The organism is Bacillus sp. FSL K6-0268, assembly GCF_038005425.1.
Classification (GTDB): Bacteria; Bacillota; Bacilli; order Bacillales; family Bacillaceae_G; genus Bacillus_A; species Bacillus_A thuringiensis_S.
The window spans coordinates 1,367,401-1,387,150 of record NZ_JBBOTF010000001.1; the positions used below are offsets into that span (position 1 = coordinate 1,367,401).

Here is a 19,750-nt window from a genome sequence, read left to right on the forward strand (position 1 = left end):
TCATTCAAGAAAATATGTCATTGCATGATATATGTCCATATCAAACAATAGCTCATTTGCATATTGTATGTTGTATCTTAAAATAAAAGGAGGAAATAACAATGGGCTTCGCACATGGTAATGGATTTGCGCTACTAGTCGTATTATTTATCCTCTTAATCATCGTCGGTGCTGCTTGCTTCTGCTAAGTAGCTACTGTCATATGATATGTGGATGAAAAAACTATAAAAGCGGACACCTATTTTTAGGTGTCCGCTTTTCATTTTAAAACCATTTCCGCCTACTATAGTAAATTAAATGGCTAAATATTCATCTCAAAAGGTTAACAATGTGGCTACTTTCTTACTCTCTGCCTTACGTATATGACGCTGTTCTGCACGTAACACAGCAATACGATGTAATTCTTTCTCTTCTTCTGTTTCAGGGATAACACGCGGTACAGGAACTGGATTATTTTCCTTACTAAGTGCCACAAAAGTAACGAATGACGTTGCCGCTATACGCTTCTCACCTGAGATTAAATCTTCAGCCACTACCTTCACAAACACTTCCATTGAAGTTCTTCCCGTCCAAATTACGAAAGATTCATAACTAACACAATCTGAAGAACGAACAGGATGTAAGAAATCGACCCAGTCCATAGATGCTGTGACACATTCCTTTCTCGAATGTCTGGATGCTGAAATAGAAGCAACCATATCCATCTCCGCTAATATCTTCCCACCAAATAGCGTGTTATGATCATTTAAATCTGTTGGGAATACTCGGCTCGTTTTGAACACCCTTGACTCATTGGCTGTTTTCCCCTTTAATGATTTATCCCTAATATTTCAATAATCACTATACGAAATGAACTACACGTTTAATATTAACAACATTCAGAACTTTTAGTCCACAAAAAAGAACCGATCTTATCAATCGGCCCCTCTAAATACATATTGTTCTTTCGGCTGTTCAACTTTATTCCATTTCGTTACTTCTAATACAGGAATATTCGCATGAAACGGCTGATAAAATTCAGTAGAAATTTCTCCCTCTATTTGAATCCAATCATCATTTTTCCATTCTACACCTTCTGGTTTTTTCACTAACATACCATACACACCAGAATCTGCTACACAATGTATAATACCGAAACGGAATAAGAAGTATTGTTCTTTTTTAGAAGAATCATCTCTAAAAACAAACCCTTTAAAAGATAATTTTTTCCCAGTAAACTCGCCAGGATAATTGTAAATTGTTTCCATACCCTTTAGGAAGTCTTCATCTTTCAAATTAATATTGTCTTTCGTAACAAACTCTTTCTTCCCTTTTTCCATTACACCGCGGTATCCTTCTTTCCCGTAATAAATGCTCGTATCAGGTCTTAGAAATTGTCTTGTCATAAATGGATCCTTACTTTCTGCTTGTGCAACAGGAAAATGAAATCCTTTCGCCTTAACAATATCTGAATCTAACGTTGCAATCGGGAAAAATAAGCCTGAGATAATCGGAAAACAAAACAATGAGTACGAAAATGCTTTTTTCCACCATGTATTCTCATCTTTTGAATGATCATGCCCGCAATGGCTATGGTCACAACTGCAATCATTTTTCTCTTTTTCCTTTTGGTGCTCTTTTTGGAAAACGACGATAATTTGTACAATCGTTAAGAAACCTAAAATAATTGCTGCTGTTGTTGATAAATAAGCATACTTCATATTGATATACTTCGTAATGTTACCCGAAATATGAAGCTGCGCAATTAATATTGTAAAACCTAATAATATATACGCTCGAAACATAACCTACCACCCCATCGCATAAATGAGTAGTGAGCTTGCATAAACAACAAGTGTAACTGTAACTGTAACGACAATTACAAATTTCGTTTTAAATGTCGCAAGCATCATAAACATATTTTTAATATCCACCATCGGTCCGTAAACAAGGAACGCGACAAGTGATGCTGTTGAAAATGTACTTTGGAATGATGAAGCAATAAACGCATCCGCTTCTGAACAAAGTGATAATATGTAAGCAAGTCCCATCATAACAGCTGGTGAAGAGAACGGCCCTTGTCCTATAGCAAGAAGTGTTGAAGTTTGTACGAACGTTTGAACTGCAGCTGCAATTAACGCACCTAATACTAAATATTTTCCCATCGAGAAAAATTCCTCAACAGCATGCGTACATACATCCCACATTTTTTTACGTAATGGACGCTTATGATTCACTTCTGGGAAGTGATCATCTCTTAATTGATGTTCTCTAAACATAAATGATAATATAATTCCAACGATAATTGCTACGATAATCGCTACAATAGAACGATACCATACCATGTGCATACTACTTCCAAAGGCAACGTATGTTGCAAATAAAACAACTGGATTAATAATTGGCCCAGTTAACATAAATGCAATCCCCGCATATGGCGGAACCCCTTTTCCGATTAATCGTCTTACAATCGGAACAATTCCACATTCACAACCTGGAAACAACATCCCTAAAAAAGTAGCTACTAAAACAGACAGAAATCGGTTTTTCGGCATCCATTTTGCTACCATATCTTCTGTCACGAACATTTGAATGAATCCTGAAATAAATACACCAATGAGCACGAAAGGAAGTGCTTCGATCAATATGGAGATAAAAATTGTATTCATTTGCAGGAATGCTTTCGGTAATTGAAACAATTCCATGATGTATTTCCTCCAACTTTTCATTAACAATATGTAATTTTAACCCCATTTCATTAATTGGACAAGGTTTATATGGAATACATACCCTTTATATACATTACATTGTACAAGTTATATTCTATTCAAAATTTGAGATTTCATAGCAAAAAAGCTGCTCTAGCGTAGTTATATAACTATGCTAGAGCAGCTTTTTTATCGTTAAAAGTAACGTTTCTTCCAAAAAACAAAAGCTAACGTGAAAGATAGTGTTACACATATGATGAGTACAATTACAAAACCGTGGGCTTCCCCTTCAAACGGAACCTTTACGTTCATTCCAAAGAAACTAGAAACCATCGTCGGTAAAGATAAAATGATCGTAATTGACGTTAACAGTTTCATAACACTATTTAAATTATTTGATATAACGGAGCTAAAAGTATTCATCATTCCACTTAAAATGTGACTATATATTTCCGCCATTTCAATAGCCTGTTTATTTTCAATTAATACATCTTCTAATAAATCTTGATCGTCTTCATACATTTTTAAAAATGTACTATTACGCATTAACTTTTGAATCACAATTTTATTAGCCTTTAATGACGTTGTAAAGTATACTAAACTTTTCTCAAGGCCTAATAATGTGAAAATCTCTTTATTTTTCATTGACTGATTTAATTGATGCTCTAAATCAATTGTTTTTCGATTTATTTGCTTTAAGTATCTTAAATAATAAGTAGAAATCGTATATAAGAGCTGAAGTGCAAAGCGCGTCTTCTTAAACGTATAAAATTCTTTAATACGTTGATTAATAAAACGTTCAAAAATTGGGTTTTCTTCTAAACAAATTGTCACAAAGCAATCTGGCATCACAATCATACCTATTGGAATCGTGTCATAAATCGAATTTCCTTCTTCGTCATGTCTAACTGTCGGAATATCCACGATAATTAAAGTATTATTGTCTTCCTTTTCAATACGAGAGCGTTCTTCATCATCCAAAGGGTCTTTAATGAAATCTAAGTCTACATTTAAAGTTTGTACTAGATATTGAATTTCTTCTTCTGTTGGATGAAGTACATTAATCCAGCACCCCTTTTGCATTTCCTCAATCTCTTGTAGTTTTCCGTTTCGGTCTGTTAAATATATATTTAACATACTATCACCCCGATTCTTTTTACATGTAGGAATCTACCTCTCTTAAATCACAGTTTTTAAACCGCCATTCTCAGCATATGAAACATACGTTTAAATTTCAATAGAAAAATTATTTTGAAAACGTTTTTATAAGAAAAATATTATAAACATAGAAAAAGACAGAGTGCTCTCTGCCTTAAAAGCTTATGTTGCCTTTATAACATATTTAGAAAGCATCCACAAGTTAAACCCAACTGAAATCGTATAGCCCGCGTATGTTGAAATAATAAAACTTACATAATCGAAATACGGAAGCAATACAATATTTAAAACTATTTTCACAATAATTCCAATCACTAGTCCTAGCACCGTCTTCTGCTGTTGATTGATTCCTTGTAGCATAGCAGCCGTTACTGTAAAAAGAGAAAATAGTATGCAAGCAGGAGCATAATACTGTAAAATGATTCTCCCCATCTCTGGATCATTTCCAGCACCGAATAAAAGAGTATATACAGGCTTGGCTAACACAATCATTCCAATTGCAGCCGGCACCGTAATCGCTACTACTAATACATTTGTTCTCGTAAAATGTTTGTACAATAGCTTCGTATTTCCTGCTGTGTAAGCTTTCGTCATCTCTGGTACGAGAGACATACTAAAAGCTGTCGCAACGGATACCGGGATGAGCACAACCATTTGAACAAGACCAATTATCGCATTAATTTTTTCCGCTTCTCCTTGCATATACCCTATTTGTATAAGTAGTTTATTAATTGTAAATGTATCAATAGTCTGATACAACGGAATTGCTAAGCCCACCACAACAAAAGGAATAGAATATGTAAAGAGCTCCTTATACAATGAGAAAAAGGATTTTGTTGTTTGTGGTATACTTGCCATCTCTTTTTTCTTTAAGTGCCTTCTCCTTCTTATATAATATGCACTTAAAACAGTTAATCCACCTACAGCTCCCATAAATGCACCGAACGTTGAAATACCAACCGCTAATGAAACAGACGCTTTTAAAACATATAAAACGACAAAGCTTCCTATTAAAATGGTTAAAACCCGAAAAAATTGCTCTACAACTACACTTAATGCAGAAGGCCCCATCGATTGGAATCCTTGAAAGAAGCCCCTTAATAAACTCATTACTGGCACAAGTATTAACGCAAAACTTACAATTCGAATATTAGTAGTAACCGCTCCTACACTATTCCCCGTTTGATCATTTCCATCGATGACAAGCTTAGCTAAATGCGGAGCTAGCATATATAACGTAAAACACGAAATGACTCCCATTATAAACATAAACACGATTCCACTTTTCAACACTCTCTTAACCGTATGATAATCATTCAGTTGATCATATTTTGATACCATTTTTGAAACTGCAAGTGGTAATCCCATTGTCGCAATGCTGAGCATAATTGTATAGGGGCGATATGCATACGTATATAAAACGTACCCACTCGTACCGACCATTGCTGTAAATGGTATAACATATATAAACCCTAACATTTTTGATATCATCGTTGCCATCGTTAAAAATATCGTTCCACGTATAAACGGTGACCCTTTCATCACATTCCTCCGCTACGCTTTATTATTATACATTATGGACAACTCTTTTTTTTTAGAACCGAACCGAAACAAATAAAAAAAGCCAATGAATTATCATTGACTTTAGCGTGTTGTTTTTTTCTTTTTCAAATATTTTAAACCGAAGTATAGAGCAATAAAAAGAACAGCTCCTATAATTATGTAATGTGTGTAATCAGATGCATACTCTTTAATTTGTCGCCAATTCCCACCAAGTTTTTCACCTAAGTATATAAATAGAATTGACCATGGAATGATCGCTACAACCGTATAAAGCGTAAATAGTTTTAATGGCATCTTAGCTAGTCCTGCTGGAATAGAGATTGCATGACGTACTACTGGGATAAAGCGCGCAGAAAATATTACGCCAGCTCCATAACGCTTAAACCAACCTTCCGCTATGTCTAAATGGTGTTTATTAATAAGCAGATATTTCCCATATTTCTCTACAACCGGACGCCCTCCGTAGTATCCAAGCCAGTATAAAAAGATTTGGGCTAAAGTACCACCAATCGTTCCGGCGATAACTGCACCCACAAAACTAATTTTACCATCCGCTACTAAAAAGCCAGCATACGAAAGTACAATTTCACTTGGGATTACTTCAATCATTAAAGCAAGAGCTACTCCAAAGTAACCTAAGCTTGCAAAAAATTGCAATAACTGATCTATTATGTTTGCTAACATGTTCTTTTTTATCTCCTTTTTTCTTCACATACCATCCCATTATTACATAAAGGCTGCAATCTGCCAATATCTTCATTTTAACAATATGTACAATTCAAGCAGGATTAATCTATTAATTTCTCTTTCTGCGGGTCTTTCATGTAGGCAAACATCTCTTTAATTTGGTCTTCTGTATTTCTAGCAATTGATAAATTAGGCAATTCATTTTCACCAAAAAACTCCACCTCTTCTGTTTCAATGCTAGTTTTCTTTTCTCCACCAATAATCTCGCATCCAATGAAAATCTTATATACATGCGTCGCCGATGGAGATGGTTGATGTTTTTCTTTATCAAATATAGCTAGTAACTTAAAATGATCTACCTCATAACCCGTCTCTTCGACAACCTCTTTTGCTGCAACTTCGGTTGGCGTATAACCGACATCAGCCCATCCACCTGGCAATGCCCATTTCCCATCGCTTTTTTCTTTCACAAATAATAACTTTTCATTTTGAAAAACAACTGCTCTTATATCAACTTTAGGTGTTTGATAGCCTGTCTCACTTGCAAATAATTTCTCTACAACTTCCCAATCAGTTTTTGTGTAATGTGACATCATCGAAATCGAAATGTCTCGTAATTGTTGGAAGCGTTCTATATCGTACACATCCTTAGAATACGTTAAACCTGCTTGGGTTATAGATTGTATTTGTTTTACCCAATCAATCCATTTAATCGTCATATATCCGCATCCCCATTCTCTTTCAAATATATTACTTCACTTTTATTGATACATCTTTATTATACAAAAAAAAGAGATTGATAACGTTTCAATCTCTTTCAAAATTAATCCAATTCATATAAGTGGTCTTGTATATATTTTCTTCTTTTATTTATATATTCATAAATCATATCAGCCTCTTGATCAAATGTTTCTAATTTTTCTTTCATATATGGATCTTGTAGTAAATATGGACGAATCAATTCACACAATCCTTCTACTTTCGGCCTCATAAACGAAACTGTAAATTGGTCTTCTAATATTTCTTCTAAAATACTTCGATACTGCTTTCTAAACACAGGTATGTCTAACAATCTTGCACTTAGCGTGTTATACCCTTGAATGCGGATATATTCATGATTAAGCGGTCTCCCTTGTACATCTCGCCCCCAAGTCGCATCATAATCCCACGGTATAACTTCAAATAAATTTGTTTCATCGTTATGATATAGTGCATAGTTATGGACAAAACCATCAAAGTTTTGCGTAAAAATAACTCCTGCTAACCATCGTAAATATTTATCTACATGTAGAAACTTCCCAATCTCTTTTTCATAGGCTTCCCTCGTCAAAGTATTCGCTTGAAATACAAATTCACTCAGTTGTTCTTCACTATTTTCATTCGAATATTTAAATTCATAACCCGCAAAGAGCTCCGTCTTAACATCTTTATCTCGTTCACTCATTAATGAAAAATTCGCATCATCATCTATCGCATAATAAATAGAACCACTCGGTAATCCTCTATTTTTCAAAAAGTTTTCATCAACCGATTCTAACTGTAAATACACACCTTGAATTTGACCATTAATTTTTATAAATACATGTTGTGATTTTGGCGAAAGTACACCAATGTTATGAAAAAAGTCTAGCGATAGTTTATTTCGTATGAGAGACGGATCCATAAACTCAGAATTCAAATGAAACTCTTTCGCACCTTGAAATTTTTTTGGTTTATAAAACATAACATGATAAGATTTTTTCTCAAACTCACGAATATGAGCTCCTCGGTATACGATATCAATGTCATATTTCTTTTTTCCATAAGTTAATTTTGCTGGCACTGGACTATCTGACCAAATGTCTTTTTTCAATTCCACTAAGTACATTGGATGAACAAAAAAATCATATGAAGGTAACATATTTTCTCATCCCTTCTCAGTTCTCTTCATTCAATGTATGCGCCTTGTCTTGTCCATACATCCGCTATCATCTATTTATAGAAAATTACACTCTTGTCCTGTTCAGAAAGACGTCATCTCTCATATCATGTTAAGGAAAAAGAATACCTTTTCAACTTAATACATGATAAGGAGGATTTCTATGAAACGTGATATTAGAAAAGCTGTTGAAGAAATCAAAAGTGCTGGGATGGAGGATTTCTTACACCAAGATCCAAGCACATTCGAATGTGATGACGATTGCTCTTCAAAAATTGAGTGTAGCGACGATTGTAAATGCCCAAGAACAAGATGTACTCGTGTGAAACATTGTACATTTGTTACAAAATGTACTCACGTTAAAAAGTGGACATTTGTTACGAAATGTACTCGTGTACGCGTTCAAAAATGGACGTTCGTTACGAAAGTAACACGTAGAAAAGAATGCGTTTTAGTTACAAAACGTACGCGTAGAAAACATTGTACTTTCGTTACAAAATGTGTACGTTTTGAAAAGAAATTTTACTGGACTAAACGATGTTACTGTAAAAAATGCGAATTCTTCCCTCACGGACACGGCGGCTCTTGCGATGATTCATGTGATCATGGTAAAGACTGTCACGATGATGGGCACAAATGGAATGATTGCAAAGGCGGACATAAATTCCCATCTTGCAAAAATAAGAAATTTGATCACTTCTGGTATAAAAAACGTAACTGCTAGTTTTTATACCACCAAAAAAAGGCCGTTTTGCGGCCTTTTTTACATTTATTGAAAGTGACTTATATCTGCAAATTGTTTCACTTTACCAATACCCTCTTCAAATTCTATTATGCTCAAACTAGCACTATGCATAAATGGATCATCCCACACATTTTCTATTTCAATTCCCGCGAAATGCCCTACAAGTAATTTTGCTGCTGCCGCATGAGAAACAATCAATATGCTTTGTCCCTTATGCTTCTCTAAAAGAAGCTGCATCCCTTCAATTACTCTTTCATAAACGGCCTCAAAATTTTCGCCTGATGTTGACTGAAAAAGATGTGGCTCATTCCAAAACAGATGTACTTCTTCTGGAAATTGCTTTTCTATATCCGCGATTGTTTGTCCTTCCCATATACCCATGTTGATTTCATAGAAATGCTCATCCGCTATAATGGGTATATCACGTTCCCCCTTTATTAACTCTGCCGTATGAAGTGTTCTTTCGCTCGGACTACTATAGATCGCATGGATTGGTAAATCTTTCATTCGATTCCCTAATTGTTTCGCCTGAACTATACCATTTTCAGTTAAAGCAGAATTTTTCCGTCCTTGCATTCGCTTCACTACATTCCACTCTGTTTCACCATGCCTTGTTACATATATAGTTGTTTTCATTTCTTACTCCCCCTCACCATGTTGGTCGTAATTCCCACGGTTCAACTCTCCCTACAATCCACTCCGCTCGTTTACTTTCAATCCCTTTTATAACTCCATCAGCTATCTCTTCATGAGTAAGCCATCTTCCATATGTATCTTCTAAAATAAAACCTAAAATAATTCTATGATAACTACATCGCGTACTCCCTATTTTTTGTGCAGTCATACGTGATGCTTTACTACCTAAAATATGAAATAAACTATATGTTTTAGACGATAAATCTAGTTCTTTACAAATATTTGATAGTGCATGCTTTGCACTTGAGTGTACCCATGCAACAGCTAATGTGATCGGGCCATTTTTCTCAACTGTACTTTTAATAGCTAGCTTTACATCTTCATCATTATGATAATCTAACGAAAGGCATGTAATATTTTCTAGTGTAGAACTCATCCGCTTAACATTTTCTAATTTCACTTCATCTCGCCCGATAATAGAAACATGAAACCCTTGCTCACAAAGCCACATAGAAACTCTCTTTAGCATTCCTGTTCCACCAATTACAAGTGCATGCAAATGCTATCCCTCCCTAATAAAATGTCATATGAGGTTTCTCATCTCTATAATAATTTAAACGATCTTGCAGTGTCCCTGAGTGAAACTCAAATTTATTACCGTCAGGATCAACAAAGTATATAGATTCGCAATCTCTGACATCACGTTCTCTTCCTTTTAAAATATGAACATCATTTTCTTCTAATCGCTGTATTAGATATTCAAAGTCTTCTTGTTCAACAGAAAATGCAATGTGCGTATAAGATTGATGAATCTCATTTCTCGGAATATGTGTCTCTTCATTAAGCGCTATCCATACTCCACATATGTTAAAATACGCCAATTTCCTCCCTTTAACTAATAATTCTCCTTCTAATACTTTTTCATAAAACATAATAGAGTTTTCTAAATTAGATACCGAAAAACAAATATGATTGATTCCCCTTAACAACTATAATTCCTCCTTATACAAATAAAAGATGAGCGAAAATTCACTCACCTTTTATTGTACTATTTTTTTGTAACATATGCCCATTTATAACTGAAGTCCCCGCCAAACGTATGGTTAGCAATGCCTTTTACAAACGGCTTCTCTAAATAAGCTGTACTTTGTTGGTACGTAGGAGAAATTGCTGCGTCTTGACCAATTAAGATTTTTTCAGCTTCCGCAAGTGCATTCCAGCGTGCTTTATCATCTTTTAATAGCTCTCCTTTTGATTTCGCTACTAAATCATCATACTTCGGATTAGAATAATCCATTTCATTAAATGAGCTTCCAGTAACAAACATATCAATATAAGTCATTGGATCCGGATAATCAGGGCTCCATGCAGATAATGAGAATTCATATTGGAATTTCTTTTCTAAATCTAGCTTCTGCTTGTATGGTTGCTGTTTCAAATTCACTTTAATACCAGGCAAGTTTTTCTCTAGTTCTTCTTTAATAAAGTCGCCTACTTTTTTACGGCTACCGTTATCATCGTTTAGTAATTCAACCGTAATTGTATCTTGACCAAGCTCTTTCTTCGCTTCTTCCCATAATTTTTTTGCTTTCTCTGCATTATCTTTACTATCACGGAAGTTTTTATTTACAGAGCGGAAGTCTTTTCCATCCGGACCTGTCGTGAATTTTTCAGGTACTAAGAAATATGCTGGCAATGAACCGTCATTTAAAATGACATCAGCAATTCCTTTTTTATCATATGCCAAATCAATTGCTTCACGTACTTTTTGGTTTTTAAATGTTGCATTTTTTTGGTTAAAACGCAAGAAATATATGCGTGGATCTAACTTCGTTTTAAATTCATCTGGTTTATTCTTTTTATATTTATCAACAAATTCAGAAGTTAAAATAACTCGATCTGCTTGATCACTATCATATAAATTTACTCCCGTGCTTGTTTCCTTCACAATACTTACATTAATTTCGTCTAACTTTACAGTATCTTTATCCCAATAATTAGGATTTTTCTTTAACTGATAATTTTGTTCATGTTTCCATTGACTCATTGTAAATGGTCCATTATATAATAATTTATCTGCTTCTAATCCATATTTATCTCCTTGCTCTTTCACATATTTTTCATTTAATGGGAAAAATGTAGGGAACGACGTAAGCTCAAGAAAATAAGGTGCTGGTTGCTCTAATTCTACTACCAACGTTTTATCATCCTTCGCTTTAACACCCAATTGATCTGCTGGTAATTCACCTTTATTTACTTTCTGTGCATTTTTCACATCAAATAAAATGAATGCATATTCTGCCGCTATTGCTTTATCTAATGTACGTTGCCATGCATATACAAAATCTTGTGCTCGAACTGGATCACCATTTGACCATTTCGCATCACGTAATTCAAATGTATATGTCTTTTTATCTTCACTAATCTTCACATCTTTTGCCATACCTGGTGTTGGTTTATTATCTTTATCTAGACGATATAAACCTTCCATTGCATTTACAAATACACGGAAAGATACAGAATCCGTTGATTTAGATGTATCCATTGAAGGAATTTCAGCTGTTTCTAGCAAATTTAAAACTTGTTTATCGGCCATTCCCTTATTCGATTCTTTCTTCGTTGTCGAAGCCTTCTCACCATTCCCACATCCTGCAACCAATACACTCGTCGTTAACGCAAGTGCAGCAATTGTTGTTGTCTTTCTCTTCATTCTTCCTTCCCCCAATCTATATGTATAAGTTAAATCCTATATAATATATTTTATTATACAAAAGATTCTGATTATTTTAAATATTTATTTTAACAAACATAGAAAAAAGCGATCGGAAATTTCTTTCCAGCCGCTTCCTTGAATAGCATTTACTTGTAATCCATCCTCTATATCAAATGGATTTTGAACTTTAAATATTTCTTCCATCAGCTTCAAAAACTCTTCTTCAGTTTTAGATTCACCATTAACCATAAGTGAGTATGGTTCCACTTCACCTAATTTATAATCGACAACAAATTGAATCTTCACCTTTTGTCTTGGCGTTCCGGCGTTATATCCTTGGAATTCTACTAATTCTAACCCTTCCGTTCCACGATAATATATCCAACCTGAATTTTGAAAATAATTTTCGAAAGATTCACCTATTGAAAAGAAAGGATATTCATAAAGCGAGCTTGTACGAACCTTTTGAATAACGTCTCGATCAGTCGGAAAAAAGAAATGACTAAAAAATATGCTAGCAACTGCTAAAATAGTAACAATTGTCGCTCCCATTTTGCTCGTTCCGCCGCTATCATTGATTAGATAGTTTTCAACTGATTTATCTTTTATTTCTCTTGCTTTTATTCGGTATATACGTCTTTCCGCAAATTGATAGTATAATCCATTTGCAAAAATCCCCATTCCAAACAGAATAAAAATGAGTAATAAAAACGTAAGAGGTACCATATTAATGATTGGCAACGCTACATTAAATCCCATATAATACGAAAATGCATCACACGCTACTAATAACAACATAAATAAAGCAGCTGGTACATAATACTTACGATATCCTAGCCAGCCTATATTGAAAATAGCAGCCCAACCATTCCAGCTCCACCTAGCAATCCGCTTATTCTCAAGCTCCCATTTCCTTTTGTAATACGGATATTGTCTCCCTACATATACTTCTAGTTCTTTATCTATTAACGAGCTGCCTTCATCTTGTTCATTATCCAAGTTTCGCTGACAACTTGCACAATTTAACTGTTCCTCCTCGCAAGGTTGCCCACAATTTATACATTTCAAAACAATCCCTCTTCCCATACATACGTCATTTCAAAATACCTTCGTGTTTTAATAACCACTCTTTCCTCCATAAACCACCCGCATATCCAACAAGCTTTCCACTCTTTCCTATTACACGGTGACATGGAACGATTATTGAAATTGGATTCCGACTATTTGCCCCTCCTATTGCCCGTACAGCTTTTGTATTTCCAACCTTCTCTGCAATATCTAAATATGAAGCACTTACGCCGTACGGAATAGTATAAAGAGCATCCCATACATTTTTTTGAAATGCGGTTCCCTCCGCAGACAGCGGGACCGTAAACTCTTTTCTTTTCCCTTTAAAATATTCATCTAACTCATTTATACATTGTTCTATCATTTCATTTTTATTCTCTTCTTGTCGTTCATCAACAAATATAACAGACGTAATGCCTTCTTGATTTGCTGTAATTTCTAGCAAACCTACTTCACTTTCATAATAAGCCTGGTACATATGTCATCCTCCAATTCAGTTCATATTAGTCATTGTAACACGAATAAACAAAATTTTTCGTATAAGCGTTTTATTAGAGAAACAAAAAAGAGAATGGTAAAATATAAGAAAATTCAATCAAGGAGGCTATTTGATGAATTCCAAGCTTTTTTCACCTTATACAATTAAGAACGTTACACTAAAAAATCGTATCGTTATGTCGCCTATGTGTATGTATTCATCGGGGAATGAAGATGGCCGCGTTACGAATTTCCATCTCATTCATTATGGAACTCGCGCTGCTGGCCAAGTAGGTTTAGTTATGGTTGAAGCAACTGCCGTTTTAGCTGAAGGACGAATTTCTAACAAAGACTTAGGCATTTGGGATGACAACCTAATTGAAGGCTTACATAAAACGACTACTTTTATACATGATAACGGTGCAAAAGCTGCCATTCAACTCGCTCACGCCGGAAGAAAAGCTGAATTAGATACGAATGCTTTCGCTCCTTCTGCAATTCCTTTTAATGATACGATGAAAATACCAGTAGAAATGAATATACAGCAAATCAAAGAGACTATATTAGCTTTTCAGAGGGCCGCGTTACGTTCAAAACAAGCCGGATTTGATGTTATCGAACTACATGGCGCTCACGGTTACCTTATCAATGAATTCCTATCACCACTTACTAATAAACGAACGGATGAATACGGCGGCTCACCTGAAAACCGCTATCGCTTCTTACGCGAAATCATCGACTCTGTAAATAAAGTTTGGGACGGACCAATATTCGTTCGTATTTCAGCAAATGATTATCACCCTGACGGACTAACAGTTCAAGATTATGTTCAGTATACAAAGTGGATGAAAGAACAGGGAATAGATTTAATCGATTGTAGTTCTGGTGCAGTTGTACCAGCACATATTGATGTGTATCCTGGTTACCAAGTACAATACGCCAAACATATTAAAGAGTATACTAAGATTGCAACTGGTGCAGTTGGATTGATTACGACTGGATCTCAAGCAGAGCAAATTTTAAATGATAACGAAGCAGATTTAATTTTCATCGGACGTGAGTTACTTCGCAACCCGTACTTCCCGAGAATAGCAGCCAATGAACTTGGCTTTGAATTGCAAGAACCTCACCAATATAAGCGAGCACCAGGAAAAATTCATACGAATAAATAAAACCGAGAAGTCATTCTTCTCGGCTTTATTTATTCTATCGTTGTAATTTCATTTGAATTATAAGTATGGATACCCGATTCTTCTCGCAGCGCGGTTATATACATCCCTTTCGCCACATCTTTAGCTGAAATTGGTTTATACTTTTTGAAAGCCCCTTTAAAGATAAAAGGAATAATACGAGATAACTTTTCAGCCATTCGTTCACCGAAACGAAATTCTTGTCGATTTCCTACTAATAATGATGGTCTAAAAATGTGAATACCACCGATCACTAACTTTTGCAATTCTTCTTCCATTTTTCCTTTCACTTGTGAATAAAAGAAAAATGATTTAGGATTCGCTCCCATAGAAGACACAACAAGGAAATTTTGTACCCCTTGTTTTTCAGCTAAACAAGCAGCTCGTAACGTATATTCATAATCTACTTTTTTAAAATTTGCTTTTGTTTTTGCTTTTTTTATTGTTGTTCCTAAGCAACTAAAAACATCATCCACAGCAAAGAACTCTTTATATTCCTCTAATACCGAAAAATCAACTTGTTTCTGCTGTAACTTTTCATGTTGCCATTGCATTGGATCTCTTACAAAAATAGTAACCGAATCATAGTAATCTGATTCAAGTAATAGACGCGTTATCTCTTGTCCAACTAAACCACTTGCACCAAGTATTAACGCTGTTCGCTTATTCATATATGCATATACCTCTTATTTTACTTTTCTCTCCTTCAGTAAAATACAACCTTTAGGAGTTTCCTGATCTTATTTTACCACAAGTAAAACACTATGCGTACGCATAGTGTTTTACTTACTCTTTTTTCTCATCTCTCTCTTGTAATTTCGTTATTGTTGTAGCGTCCCCTAAATTACTTATTAATCTTCTTAAAAAAATTAATACAAAAGATAATGGCAATACTACCGCTAATATTAATAAAATAGCTTCCATTAAGTAACCCAAACGTTCACCCCCCTCTTTAACCTCCTTTTCAATATATGAAAACAGCGTTGTCACATATGCATGCATTTGCAAAAATAATACACTTATATTTGACAACTTTATAACAAAAACAAATCGGAATGATTATTATTTATTGCAACTTTATTAAAGATGTATTATACTAAGTTCGCAAACTAAAACGTAATTATTCCGTTTTGTATTAAAATGATATTTTTCTTCTATAATTGGGGAAAATATATCCGTAAAAAAGAAAAGAGGAGAACTTCATGCCTAAAAGATTGACTATATTTTCATTCTTACTTATTTTTACCTTAATTTTCGCTGGCTGCTCAAATAAAAAAGAAAGTAATGCCAAGAAAGATGGAAAGCTAACAGTTTATACAACGATTTTCCCACTTGCTGATTTCGCAAAGAAAATCGGTGGCGACTATGTAAATGTTGAAGCAATTTACCCACCTGGTGCAGATTCACATACATTTGAACCAAGTCAAAAACAAACAGTACAAGTTGCAAAAGCTAATTTATTCGTTTATAACGGCGCTGAATTAGAACCATTTGCTGAAAAAATGGAAAAAACATTACAAAAAGAAAATGTTAAAATTGTAAATGCATCTAAAGGTATTGAGCTTCGTGCTTCTACTGAAGAAGAGCATCATGATCATGGAGATGGCCATAAAGAAGATGAACATCATCACGATAAAGACCCGCATGTTTGGTTAGATCCTACTCTAGCAATGAAACAGGCGGAAAAAATTAAAAATGCACTTGTAGAATTACAACCTGAACATAAACAAGAATTCGAAAAAAACTTCGCCGCACTTCAAACTAAATTTACTGATTTAGACGATCAATTTAAGGCAGCTGTAGCGAACGCAAAAACGAAAGAAATTTTAGTTTCTCATGCTGCCTATGGTTACTGGGAACAACGATACGGCCTAAAACAAATTCCTATCGCTGGAATTTCAGCTTCTGATGAACCATCTCAAAAGCAGCTTGCTGACATTACAAAAACAGTAAAAGAACATAGTCTACAATATATTTTATTCGAAACGTTCTCTACTCCAAAAGTAGCATCCGTAATTCAAAAAGAAACTGGTACAAAAGTTTTACGCTTAAATCACTTAGCTACTATTTCTGAAGATGATGCGAAAAATAATAAAGATTACTTCACTTTAATGGAAGAAAACGTAAACACATTGAAAGAAGCAACAAACTAATCCATTATATTTTCTAGGCAGCTGAATCTGGTATTCAGCTGCCTTTTTATGTATTTATCCTTGACTTGACCAAAATAACAAGTAAAATTATCCATATTAGCTTTAAAGCTATATTAATTTAGAAGGTGAGTTGGAATTATGAATCTTCACATTTGTGAAGTAACAGCAAAAAATTGGCGTTCAGTAGTTGCTTTAAACGTCACAAAAGATCAGCAACAATTTATTGAAAGTAACGCGTTTTCTTTAGCAGAATCATTATATGAAGGAAACGGAACGTCAGTAGGTTTATATGATGGAGAAACACTTGTAGGTTATGCAATGTATGGATGGTATTCAGTAAAACATAAAAGTGTATGGCTCGATCGCTTTATGATTGACCAACAATATCAAGGAAAAGGATACGCAAAACGTTTCCTTCGCTTACTCATTCAATTCTTACAAGAAAAATTTGAATGCAAAATAATTTACTTAAGTTTACATCCAGACAACAAACTTGCAATGGGACTGTATGAATCATTTGGTTTCCGCTTAAATGGTGATATTGATGATGAAGGTCCAGTTGTAGGTGTTGTAATGGAGTTACTAATAGACGAAAATACAAGCCTGTGAAAACAGGCTTTTTATTATACATTTATCAATTTTTAATTTCTTTCCCTTATTTAATTCTGTTTTGCAATCTAATAGAATGTTCATAAAAAATAAGCCTGCAATTTACGCAGACTTATTTCACACACTCCTGAAAATGTTCTTGGAACCACTCTTTATTAATATCTCTTCCGATGAAAACTACTTCACTTACTCGCTCTTCACCCTCTTGCCACTCTCTATCGTACGAAGCGGCAAATAAAGTATGTACACCTTGGAAAACGATACGTTTATCTACTCCATCTATCGATAAAATTCCTTTGTAACGATATAAATATTCCCCTAGCTCTTGAACGACAGCTGACATCCACTCATTAAGCTTTTGTAAATCCAGCGGACGTTCTTCACGTAATACAAATGATTTCACACCTTCTAAGTGATTATGTTCTTTATGAGGGTAAATTTGCAACGTATCTTTCGTTTTAAACGTTTGGATTTGTAATAAAGATGGTATATCTACCTCACAGTTAGTCGCCTCAATTAACTTTGCAGTCGGGTTAATTCCTTGAATTTCATGCAAGAGATTTTCTTTCTCACTCTCTTCAATTAAATCTAATTTATTTACTAAAACGACATCCGCAAACGCAATTTGCTCTTTTGCCTCTAATCCTTTTTCAAAATGTTTATGTATATGATAACTATCTACCACCGTTACAACACCGTTAATTTGGTATGCAGATTGAATGACTGGATCTAAAAAGAATGTTTGAATAATCGGCCCTGGATTTGCAAGTCCAGTCGTTTCAATTACTAAACCATCAAAATCCATTTTCCCTTCTGCTTTTACGTCCAGTAACTGTTTTAAAGCAACAAGTAAATCTTCACGTACAGTACAGCATAAACAGCCATTTGTCATTTCCATAATTTCTTCTTCTACATTCATAATCAACTGATTATCAATGCCAATTTGCCCTATTTCATTTACAATCACCGCTAATTTCTTACCGTGATTTTCTGATAAAATACGATTTAATAAAGTCGTTTTCCCTGATCCAAGAAAACCAGTTAATATTGTTACTGGAATCATTCCTTACATCTCCTTATAGCTATATGTTTCTACATTATAGCATATAGAGAAAATCATTTTTTTAGCAAAACATATTTATTGTATGTACGCCCCCCAAACTATATAATAATACGTAGTAAGAAAGCCTTTTCAAAATAATAATCATTCATCAAGGGGGTACTTATAATGGAACGAGTTCAAATGAATGAAACGCTCGAATTCTCTCGTATTATTCAAGGATTTTGGCGTTTAGCAGAATGGAATATGACGAAACAAGAATTACTTTCTTTCATTGAAGATTGTATGGATATGGGAATTACTACTTTTGATCACGCTGACATTTACGGCGGATATACGTGTGAAGGGTTATTTGGCGAAGCTTTACAATTAAAGCCTTCCTTACGAGAAAACATGCAAATTATTACAAAGTGTGGAATCGCTCCCCCATCACCAAAATTTCCAGAGCGATATGTTGCTCACTACAATACTAGTGCAGATCACATTATTCAAAGTGCAGAAGCATCACTAAAAAATTTACATACAAATTATATTGACGTATTACTTATTCATCGTCCCGACCCTTTTATGGATCCAAATGAAGTGGCAAAGGCATTTTCACAATTAAAACAAGAAGGAAAAGTTCGTCACTTCGGTGTATCTAACTTCTTACCTTCACAATTTAATATGTTAAGTTCTTACTTAGATTTCCCGCTTATTACGAACCAAATTGAAGTTTCTGCCTTGCAGCTTGAGCACTTTGAAAAAGGGACAATTGATTTATGCCAAGAAAAACGAATCAATCCAATGATTTGGTCACCTCTTGCTGGTGGGGAAATCTTTACTGGTCAATCAGAACGCGCCGTACGTGTACGTGAAACTGTGCAAAAAGTTGCTACTGAGCTAGGTGTTACTAGTATCGATACGGTTATGTATGCTTGGTTACTTGCGCATCCAGCTAACATGATGCCAATCGTTGGATCTGGTAAATTAGATCGTGTAAAAACGGCCGCTCTTGCTACAAACGTTAAATTAGATCGTCAACAATGGTTTACAATTTTCGAAAGCTCTAATGGACATCCTGTACCATAATACACAAAAAGAAGA

The 19,750-nt window shown here is 34.6% G+C and carries 23 protein-coding genes; 6 read left to right on the forward strand and 17 right to left on the reverse strand.

Annotation, left to right across the window (positions count from 1 at the left end):
• The first annotated feature begins 101 nt into the window (after nt 1-101).
• Nucleotides 102-188 (forward strand): YjcZ family sporulation protein, encoded by an 87-nt coding sequence (locus MHI28_RS06870; RefSeq protein ID WP_000505094.1) that lies wholly within the window; start codon nt 102-104, stop codon nt 186-188.
• 126 nt (nt 189-314) lie between these two features.
• Here the strand turns inward: MHI28_RS06870 and MHI28_RS06875 are convergent, their stop codons facing one another.
• The 8 genes from MHI28_RS06875 to cotH form a co-directional block, all read right to left on the reverse strand.
• Complete coding sequence (locus tag MHI28_RS06875; protein ID WP_043311483.1) at nt 315-827, reverse strand: acyl-CoA thioesterase; 513 nt, start codon at nt 825-827, stop codon at nt 315-317.
• Nucleotides 828-914: 87 nt separating this feature from the next.
• Entirely contained in the window at nt 915-1,784 is an 870-nt protein-coding gene (locus tag MHI28_RS06880; protein WP_000488058.1) for a TIGR03943 family putative permease subunit, read from the reverse strand.
• A 3-nt stretch (nt 1,785-1,787) separates the two neighbouring features.
• Nucleotides 1,788-2,684, reverse strand: a complete 897-nt coding sequence (locus tag MHI28_RS06885) for a permease (RefSeq protein WP_000418726.1) — start codon at nt 2,682-2,684, stop codon at nt 1,788-1,790.
• 198 nt (nt 2,685-2,882) lie between these two features.
• On the reverse strand, nt 2,883-3,824 hold the full coding sequence (locus tag MHI28_RS06890; protein WP_000932389.1) for a magnesium transporter CorA family protein: 942 nt from the start codon (nt 3,822-3,824) through the stop codon (nt 2,883-2,885).
• 183 nt (nt 3,825-4,007) lie between these two features.
• Nucleotides 4,008-5,387: a putative polysaccharide biosynthesis protein gene (locus tag MHI28_RS06895; RefSeq protein ID WP_000678844.1), complete on the reverse strand. Its 1,380-nt coding sequence runs from the start codon at nt 5,385-5,387 to the stop codon at nt 4,008-4,010.
• A gap of 102 nt (nt 5,388-5,489) precedes the next feature.
• Nucleotides 5,490-6,092 carry a DedA family protein gene (locus MHI28_RS06900; RefSeq protein WP_000880690.1) on the reverse strand — a complete coding sequence of 201 codons (603 nt, stop codon included), beginning with the start codon at nt 6,090-6,092 and terminating at the stop codon, nt 5,490-5,492.
• Between the two features lie 104 nt (nt 6,093-6,196).
• Nucleotides 6,197-6,814, reverse strand: a complete 618-nt coding sequence (locus tag MHI28_RS06905; protein ID WP_000153595.1) for an NUDIX hydrolase N-terminal domain-containing protein — start codon at nt 6,812-6,814, stop codon at nt 6,197-6,199.
• 104 nt (nt 6,815-6,918) lie between these two features.
• A complete protein-coding gene (gene cotH, locus MHI28_RS06910) occupies nt 6,919-7,995 on the reverse strand; it encodes a spore coat protein CotH (protein ID WP_000938005.1) in 1,077 nt (358 codons plus the stop codon).
• 181 nt (nt 7,996-8,176) lie between these two features.
• Here cotH and exsB point away from each other — a divergent pair, with 181 nt between their 5' ends.
• On the forward strand, nt 8,177-8,737 hold the full coding sequence (gene exsB, locus MHI28_RS06915; RefSeq protein WP_000817480.1) for an exosporium protein ExsB: 561 nt from the start codon (nt 8,177-8,179) through the stop codon (nt 8,735-8,737).
• A 45-nt stretch (nt 8,738-8,782) separates the two neighbouring features.
• Here the strand turns inward: exsB and MHI28_RS06920 are convergent, their stop codons facing one another.
• The 6 genes from MHI28_RS06920 to MHI28_RS06945 all read right to left on the reverse strand — a co-directional run bounded on the left by MHI28_RS06920 (nt 8,783) and on the right by MHI28_RS06945 (nt 13,653).
• On the reverse strand, nt 8,783-9,394 hold the full coding sequence (locus tag MHI28_RS06920) for a phosphoserine phosphatase 1 (RefSeq protein WP_000858837.1): 612 nt from the start codon (nt 9,392-9,394) through the stop codon (nt 8,783-8,785).
• A 13-nt stretch (nt 9,395-9,407) separates the two neighbouring features.
• A complete protein-coding gene (locus tag MHI28_RS06925) occupies nt 9,408-9,953 on the reverse strand; it encodes a short-chain dehydrogenase (protein WP_000543153.1) in 546 nt (181 codons plus the stop codon).
• Between the two features lie 13 nt (nt 9,954-9,966).
• Nucleotides 9,967-10,383: a FosBx1 family fosfomycin resistance bacillithiol transferase gene (fosB, locus tag MHI28_RS06930; RefSeq protein WP_000943765.1), complete on the reverse strand. Its 417-nt coding sequence runs from the start codon at nt 10,381-10,383 to the stop codon at nt 9,967-9,969.
• A gap of 59 nt (nt 10,384-10,442) precedes the next feature.
• Nucleotides 10,443-12,104, reverse strand: a complete 1,662-nt coding sequence (locus MHI28_RS06935) for a peptide ABC transporter substrate-binding protein (RefSeq protein ID WP_000824270.1) — start codon at nt 12,102-12,104, stop codon at nt 10,443-10,445.
• Nucleotides 12,105-12,188: 84 nt separating this feature from the next.
• Nucleotides 12,189-13,193, reverse strand: coding sequence for a DUF2628 domain-containing protein (locus MHI28_RS06940; protein WP_079245463.1), 1,005 nt, complete (start codon nt 13,191-13,193; stop codon nt 12,189-12,191).
• 7 nt (nt 13,194-13,200) lie between these two features.
• Nucleotides 13,201-13,653, reverse strand: coding sequence for a methylated-DNA--[protein]-cysteine S-methyltransferase (locus tag MHI28_RS06945; RefSeq protein WP_000283913.1), 453 nt, complete (start codon nt 13,651-13,653; stop codon nt 13,201-13,203).
• 133 nt (nt 13,654-13,786) lie between these two features.
• Between MHI28_RS06945 and namA the strand changes: the two genes are divergently transcribed.
• Nucleotides 13,787-14,824 carry an NADPH dehydrogenase NamA gene (gene namA / locus MHI28_RS06950; protein ID WP_001086170.1) on the forward strand — a complete coding sequence of 346 codons (1,038 nt, stop codon included), beginning with the start codon at nt 13,787-13,789 and terminating at the stop codon, nt 14,822-14,824.
• Nucleotides 14,825-14,853: 29 nt separating this feature from the next.
• On the opposite strand, the gene MHI28_RS06955 is transcribed toward namA, so the two are convergent.
• Nucleotides 14,854-15,513: an oxidoreductase gene (locus MHI28_RS06955; protein ID WP_001042730.1), complete on the reverse strand. Its 660-nt coding sequence runs from the start codon at nt 15,511-15,513 to the stop codon at nt 14,854-14,856.
• 115 nt (nt 15,514-15,628) lie between these two features.
• Nucleotides 15,629-15,778 carry a hypothetical protein gene (locus MHI28_RS06960; protein WP_000540932.1) on the reverse strand — a complete coding sequence of 50 codons (150 nt, stop codon included), beginning with the start codon at nt 15,776-15,778 and terminating at the stop codon, nt 15,629-15,631.
• 266 nt (nt 15,779-16,044) lie between these two features.
• On the opposite strand from MHI28_RS06960, the gene MHI28_RS06965 reads away from it, so the two are divergent.
• Both MHI28_RS06965 and MHI28_RS06970 read left to right on the forward strand, forming a co-directional pair.
• Nucleotides 16,045-16,995 (forward strand): metal ABC transporter substrate-binding protein, encoded by a 951-nt coding sequence (locus tag MHI28_RS06965; protein WP_001126158.1) that lies wholly within the window; start codon nt 16,045-16,047, stop codon nt 16,993-16,995.
• 138 nt (nt 16,996-17,133) lie between these two features.
• Complete coding sequence (locus MHI28_RS06970; protein ID WP_001048684.1) at nt 17,134-17,604, forward strand: GNAT family N-acetyltransferase; 471 nt, start codon at nt 17,134-17,136, stop codon at nt 17,602-17,604.
• Between the two features lie 112 nt (nt 17,605-17,716).
• Here the strand turns inward: MHI28_RS06970 and MHI28_RS06975 are convergent, their stop codons facing one another.
• Nucleotides 17,717-18,667, reverse strand: a complete 951-nt coding sequence (locus tag MHI28_RS06975) for a CobW family GTP-binding protein (protein ID WP_000613427.1) — start codon at nt 18,665-18,667, stop codon at nt 17,717-17,719.
• A gap of 165 nt (nt 18,668-18,832) precedes the next feature.
• On the opposite strand from MHI28_RS06975, the gene MHI28_RS06980 reads away from it, so the two are divergent.
• Nucleotides 18,833-19,735, forward strand: coding sequence for an aldo/keto reductase (locus tag MHI28_RS06980; RefSeq protein WP_340827729.1), 903 nt, complete (start codon nt 18,833-18,835; stop codon nt 19,733-19,735).
• The last annotated feature ends 15 nt before the right edge of the window (nt 19,736-19,750 follow it).

What these genes read in the sequence shown, in the direction of transcription:
- MHI28_RS06870 (WP_000505094.1), top strand. Translation starts at nt 102, where the DNA reads ATGGGCTTCGCACATGGTAATGGATTTGCGCTACTAGTCGTATTATTT.
- MHI28_RS06880 (WP_000488058.1), bottom strand. Translation starts at nt 1,784, where the DNA reads ATGTTTCGAGCGTATATATTATTAGGTTTTACAATATTAATTGCGCAG.
- MHI28_RS06885 (WP_000418726.1), bottom strand. Translation starts at nt 2,684, where the DNA reads ATGGAATTGTTTCAATTACCGAAAGCATTCCTGCAAATGAATACAATT.
- MHI28_RS06890 (WP_000932389.1), bottom strand. Translation starts at nt 3,824, where the DNA reads ATGTTAAATATATATTTAACAGACCGAAACGGAAAACTACAAGAGATT.
- MHI28_RS06895 (WP_000678844.1), bottom strand. Translation starts at nt 5,387, where the DNA reads ATGAAAGGGTCACCGTTTATACGTGGAACGATATTTTTAACGATGGCA.
- MHI28_RS06900 (WP_000880690.1), bottom strand. Translation starts at nt 6,092, where the DNA reads ATGTTAGCAAACATAATAGATCAGTTATTGCAATTTTTTGCAAGCTTA.
- MHI28_RS06905 (WP_000153595.1), bottom strand. Translation starts at nt 6,814, where the DNA reads ATGACGATTAAATGGATTGATTGGGTAAAACAAATACAATCTATAACC.
- cotH (WP_000938005.1), bottom strand. Translation starts at nt 7,995, where the DNA reads ATGTTACCTTCATATGATTTTTTTGTTCATCCAATGTACTTAGTGGAA.
- exsB (WP_000817480.1), top strand. Translation starts at nt 8,177, where the DNA reads ATGAAACGTGATATTAGAAAAGCTGTTGAAGAAATCAAAAGTGCTGGG.
- MHI28_RS06920 (WP_000858837.1), bottom strand. Translation starts at nt 9,394, where the DNA reads ATGAAAACAACTATATATGTAACAAGGCATGGTGAAACAGAGTGGAAT.
- MHI28_RS06935 (WP_000824270.1), bottom strand. Translation starts at nt 12,104, where the DNA reads ATGAAGAGAAAGACAACAACAATTGCTGCACTTGCGTTAACGACGAGT.
- MHI28_RS06940 (WP_079245463.1), bottom strand. Translation starts at nt 13,193, where the DNA reads ATGGGAAGAGGGATTGTTTTGAAATGTATAAATTGTGGGCAACCTTGC.
- MHI28_RS06945 (WP_000283913.1), bottom strand. Translation starts at nt 13,653, where the DNA reads ATGTACCAGGCTTATTATGAAAGTGAAGTAGGTTTGCTAGAAATTACA.
- namA (WP_001086170.1), top strand. Translation starts at nt 13,787, where the DNA reads ATGAATTCCAAGCTTTTTTCACCTTATACAATTAAGAACGTTACACTA.
- MHI28_RS06955 (WP_001042730.1), bottom strand. Translation starts at nt 15,513, where the DNA reads ATGAATAAGCGAACAGCGTTAATACTTGGTGCAAGTGGTTTAGTTGGA.
- MHI28_RS06965 (WP_001126158.1), top strand. Translation starts at nt 16,045, where the DNA reads ATGCCTAAAAGATTGACTATATTTTCATTCTTACTTATTTTTACCTTA.
- MHI28_RS06970 (WP_001048684.1), top strand. Translation starts at nt 17,134, where the DNA reads ATGAATCTTCACATTTGTGAAGTAACAGCAAAAAATTGGCGTTCAGTA.
- MHI28_RS06975 (WP_000613427.1), bottom strand. Translation starts at nt 18,667, where the DNA reads ATGATTCCAGTAACAATATTAACTGGTTTTCTTGGATCAGGGAAAACG.
- MHI28_RS06980 (WP_340827729.1), top strand. Translation starts at nt 18,833, where the DNA reads ATGGAACGAGTTCAAATGAATGAAACGCTCGAATTCTCTCGTATTATT.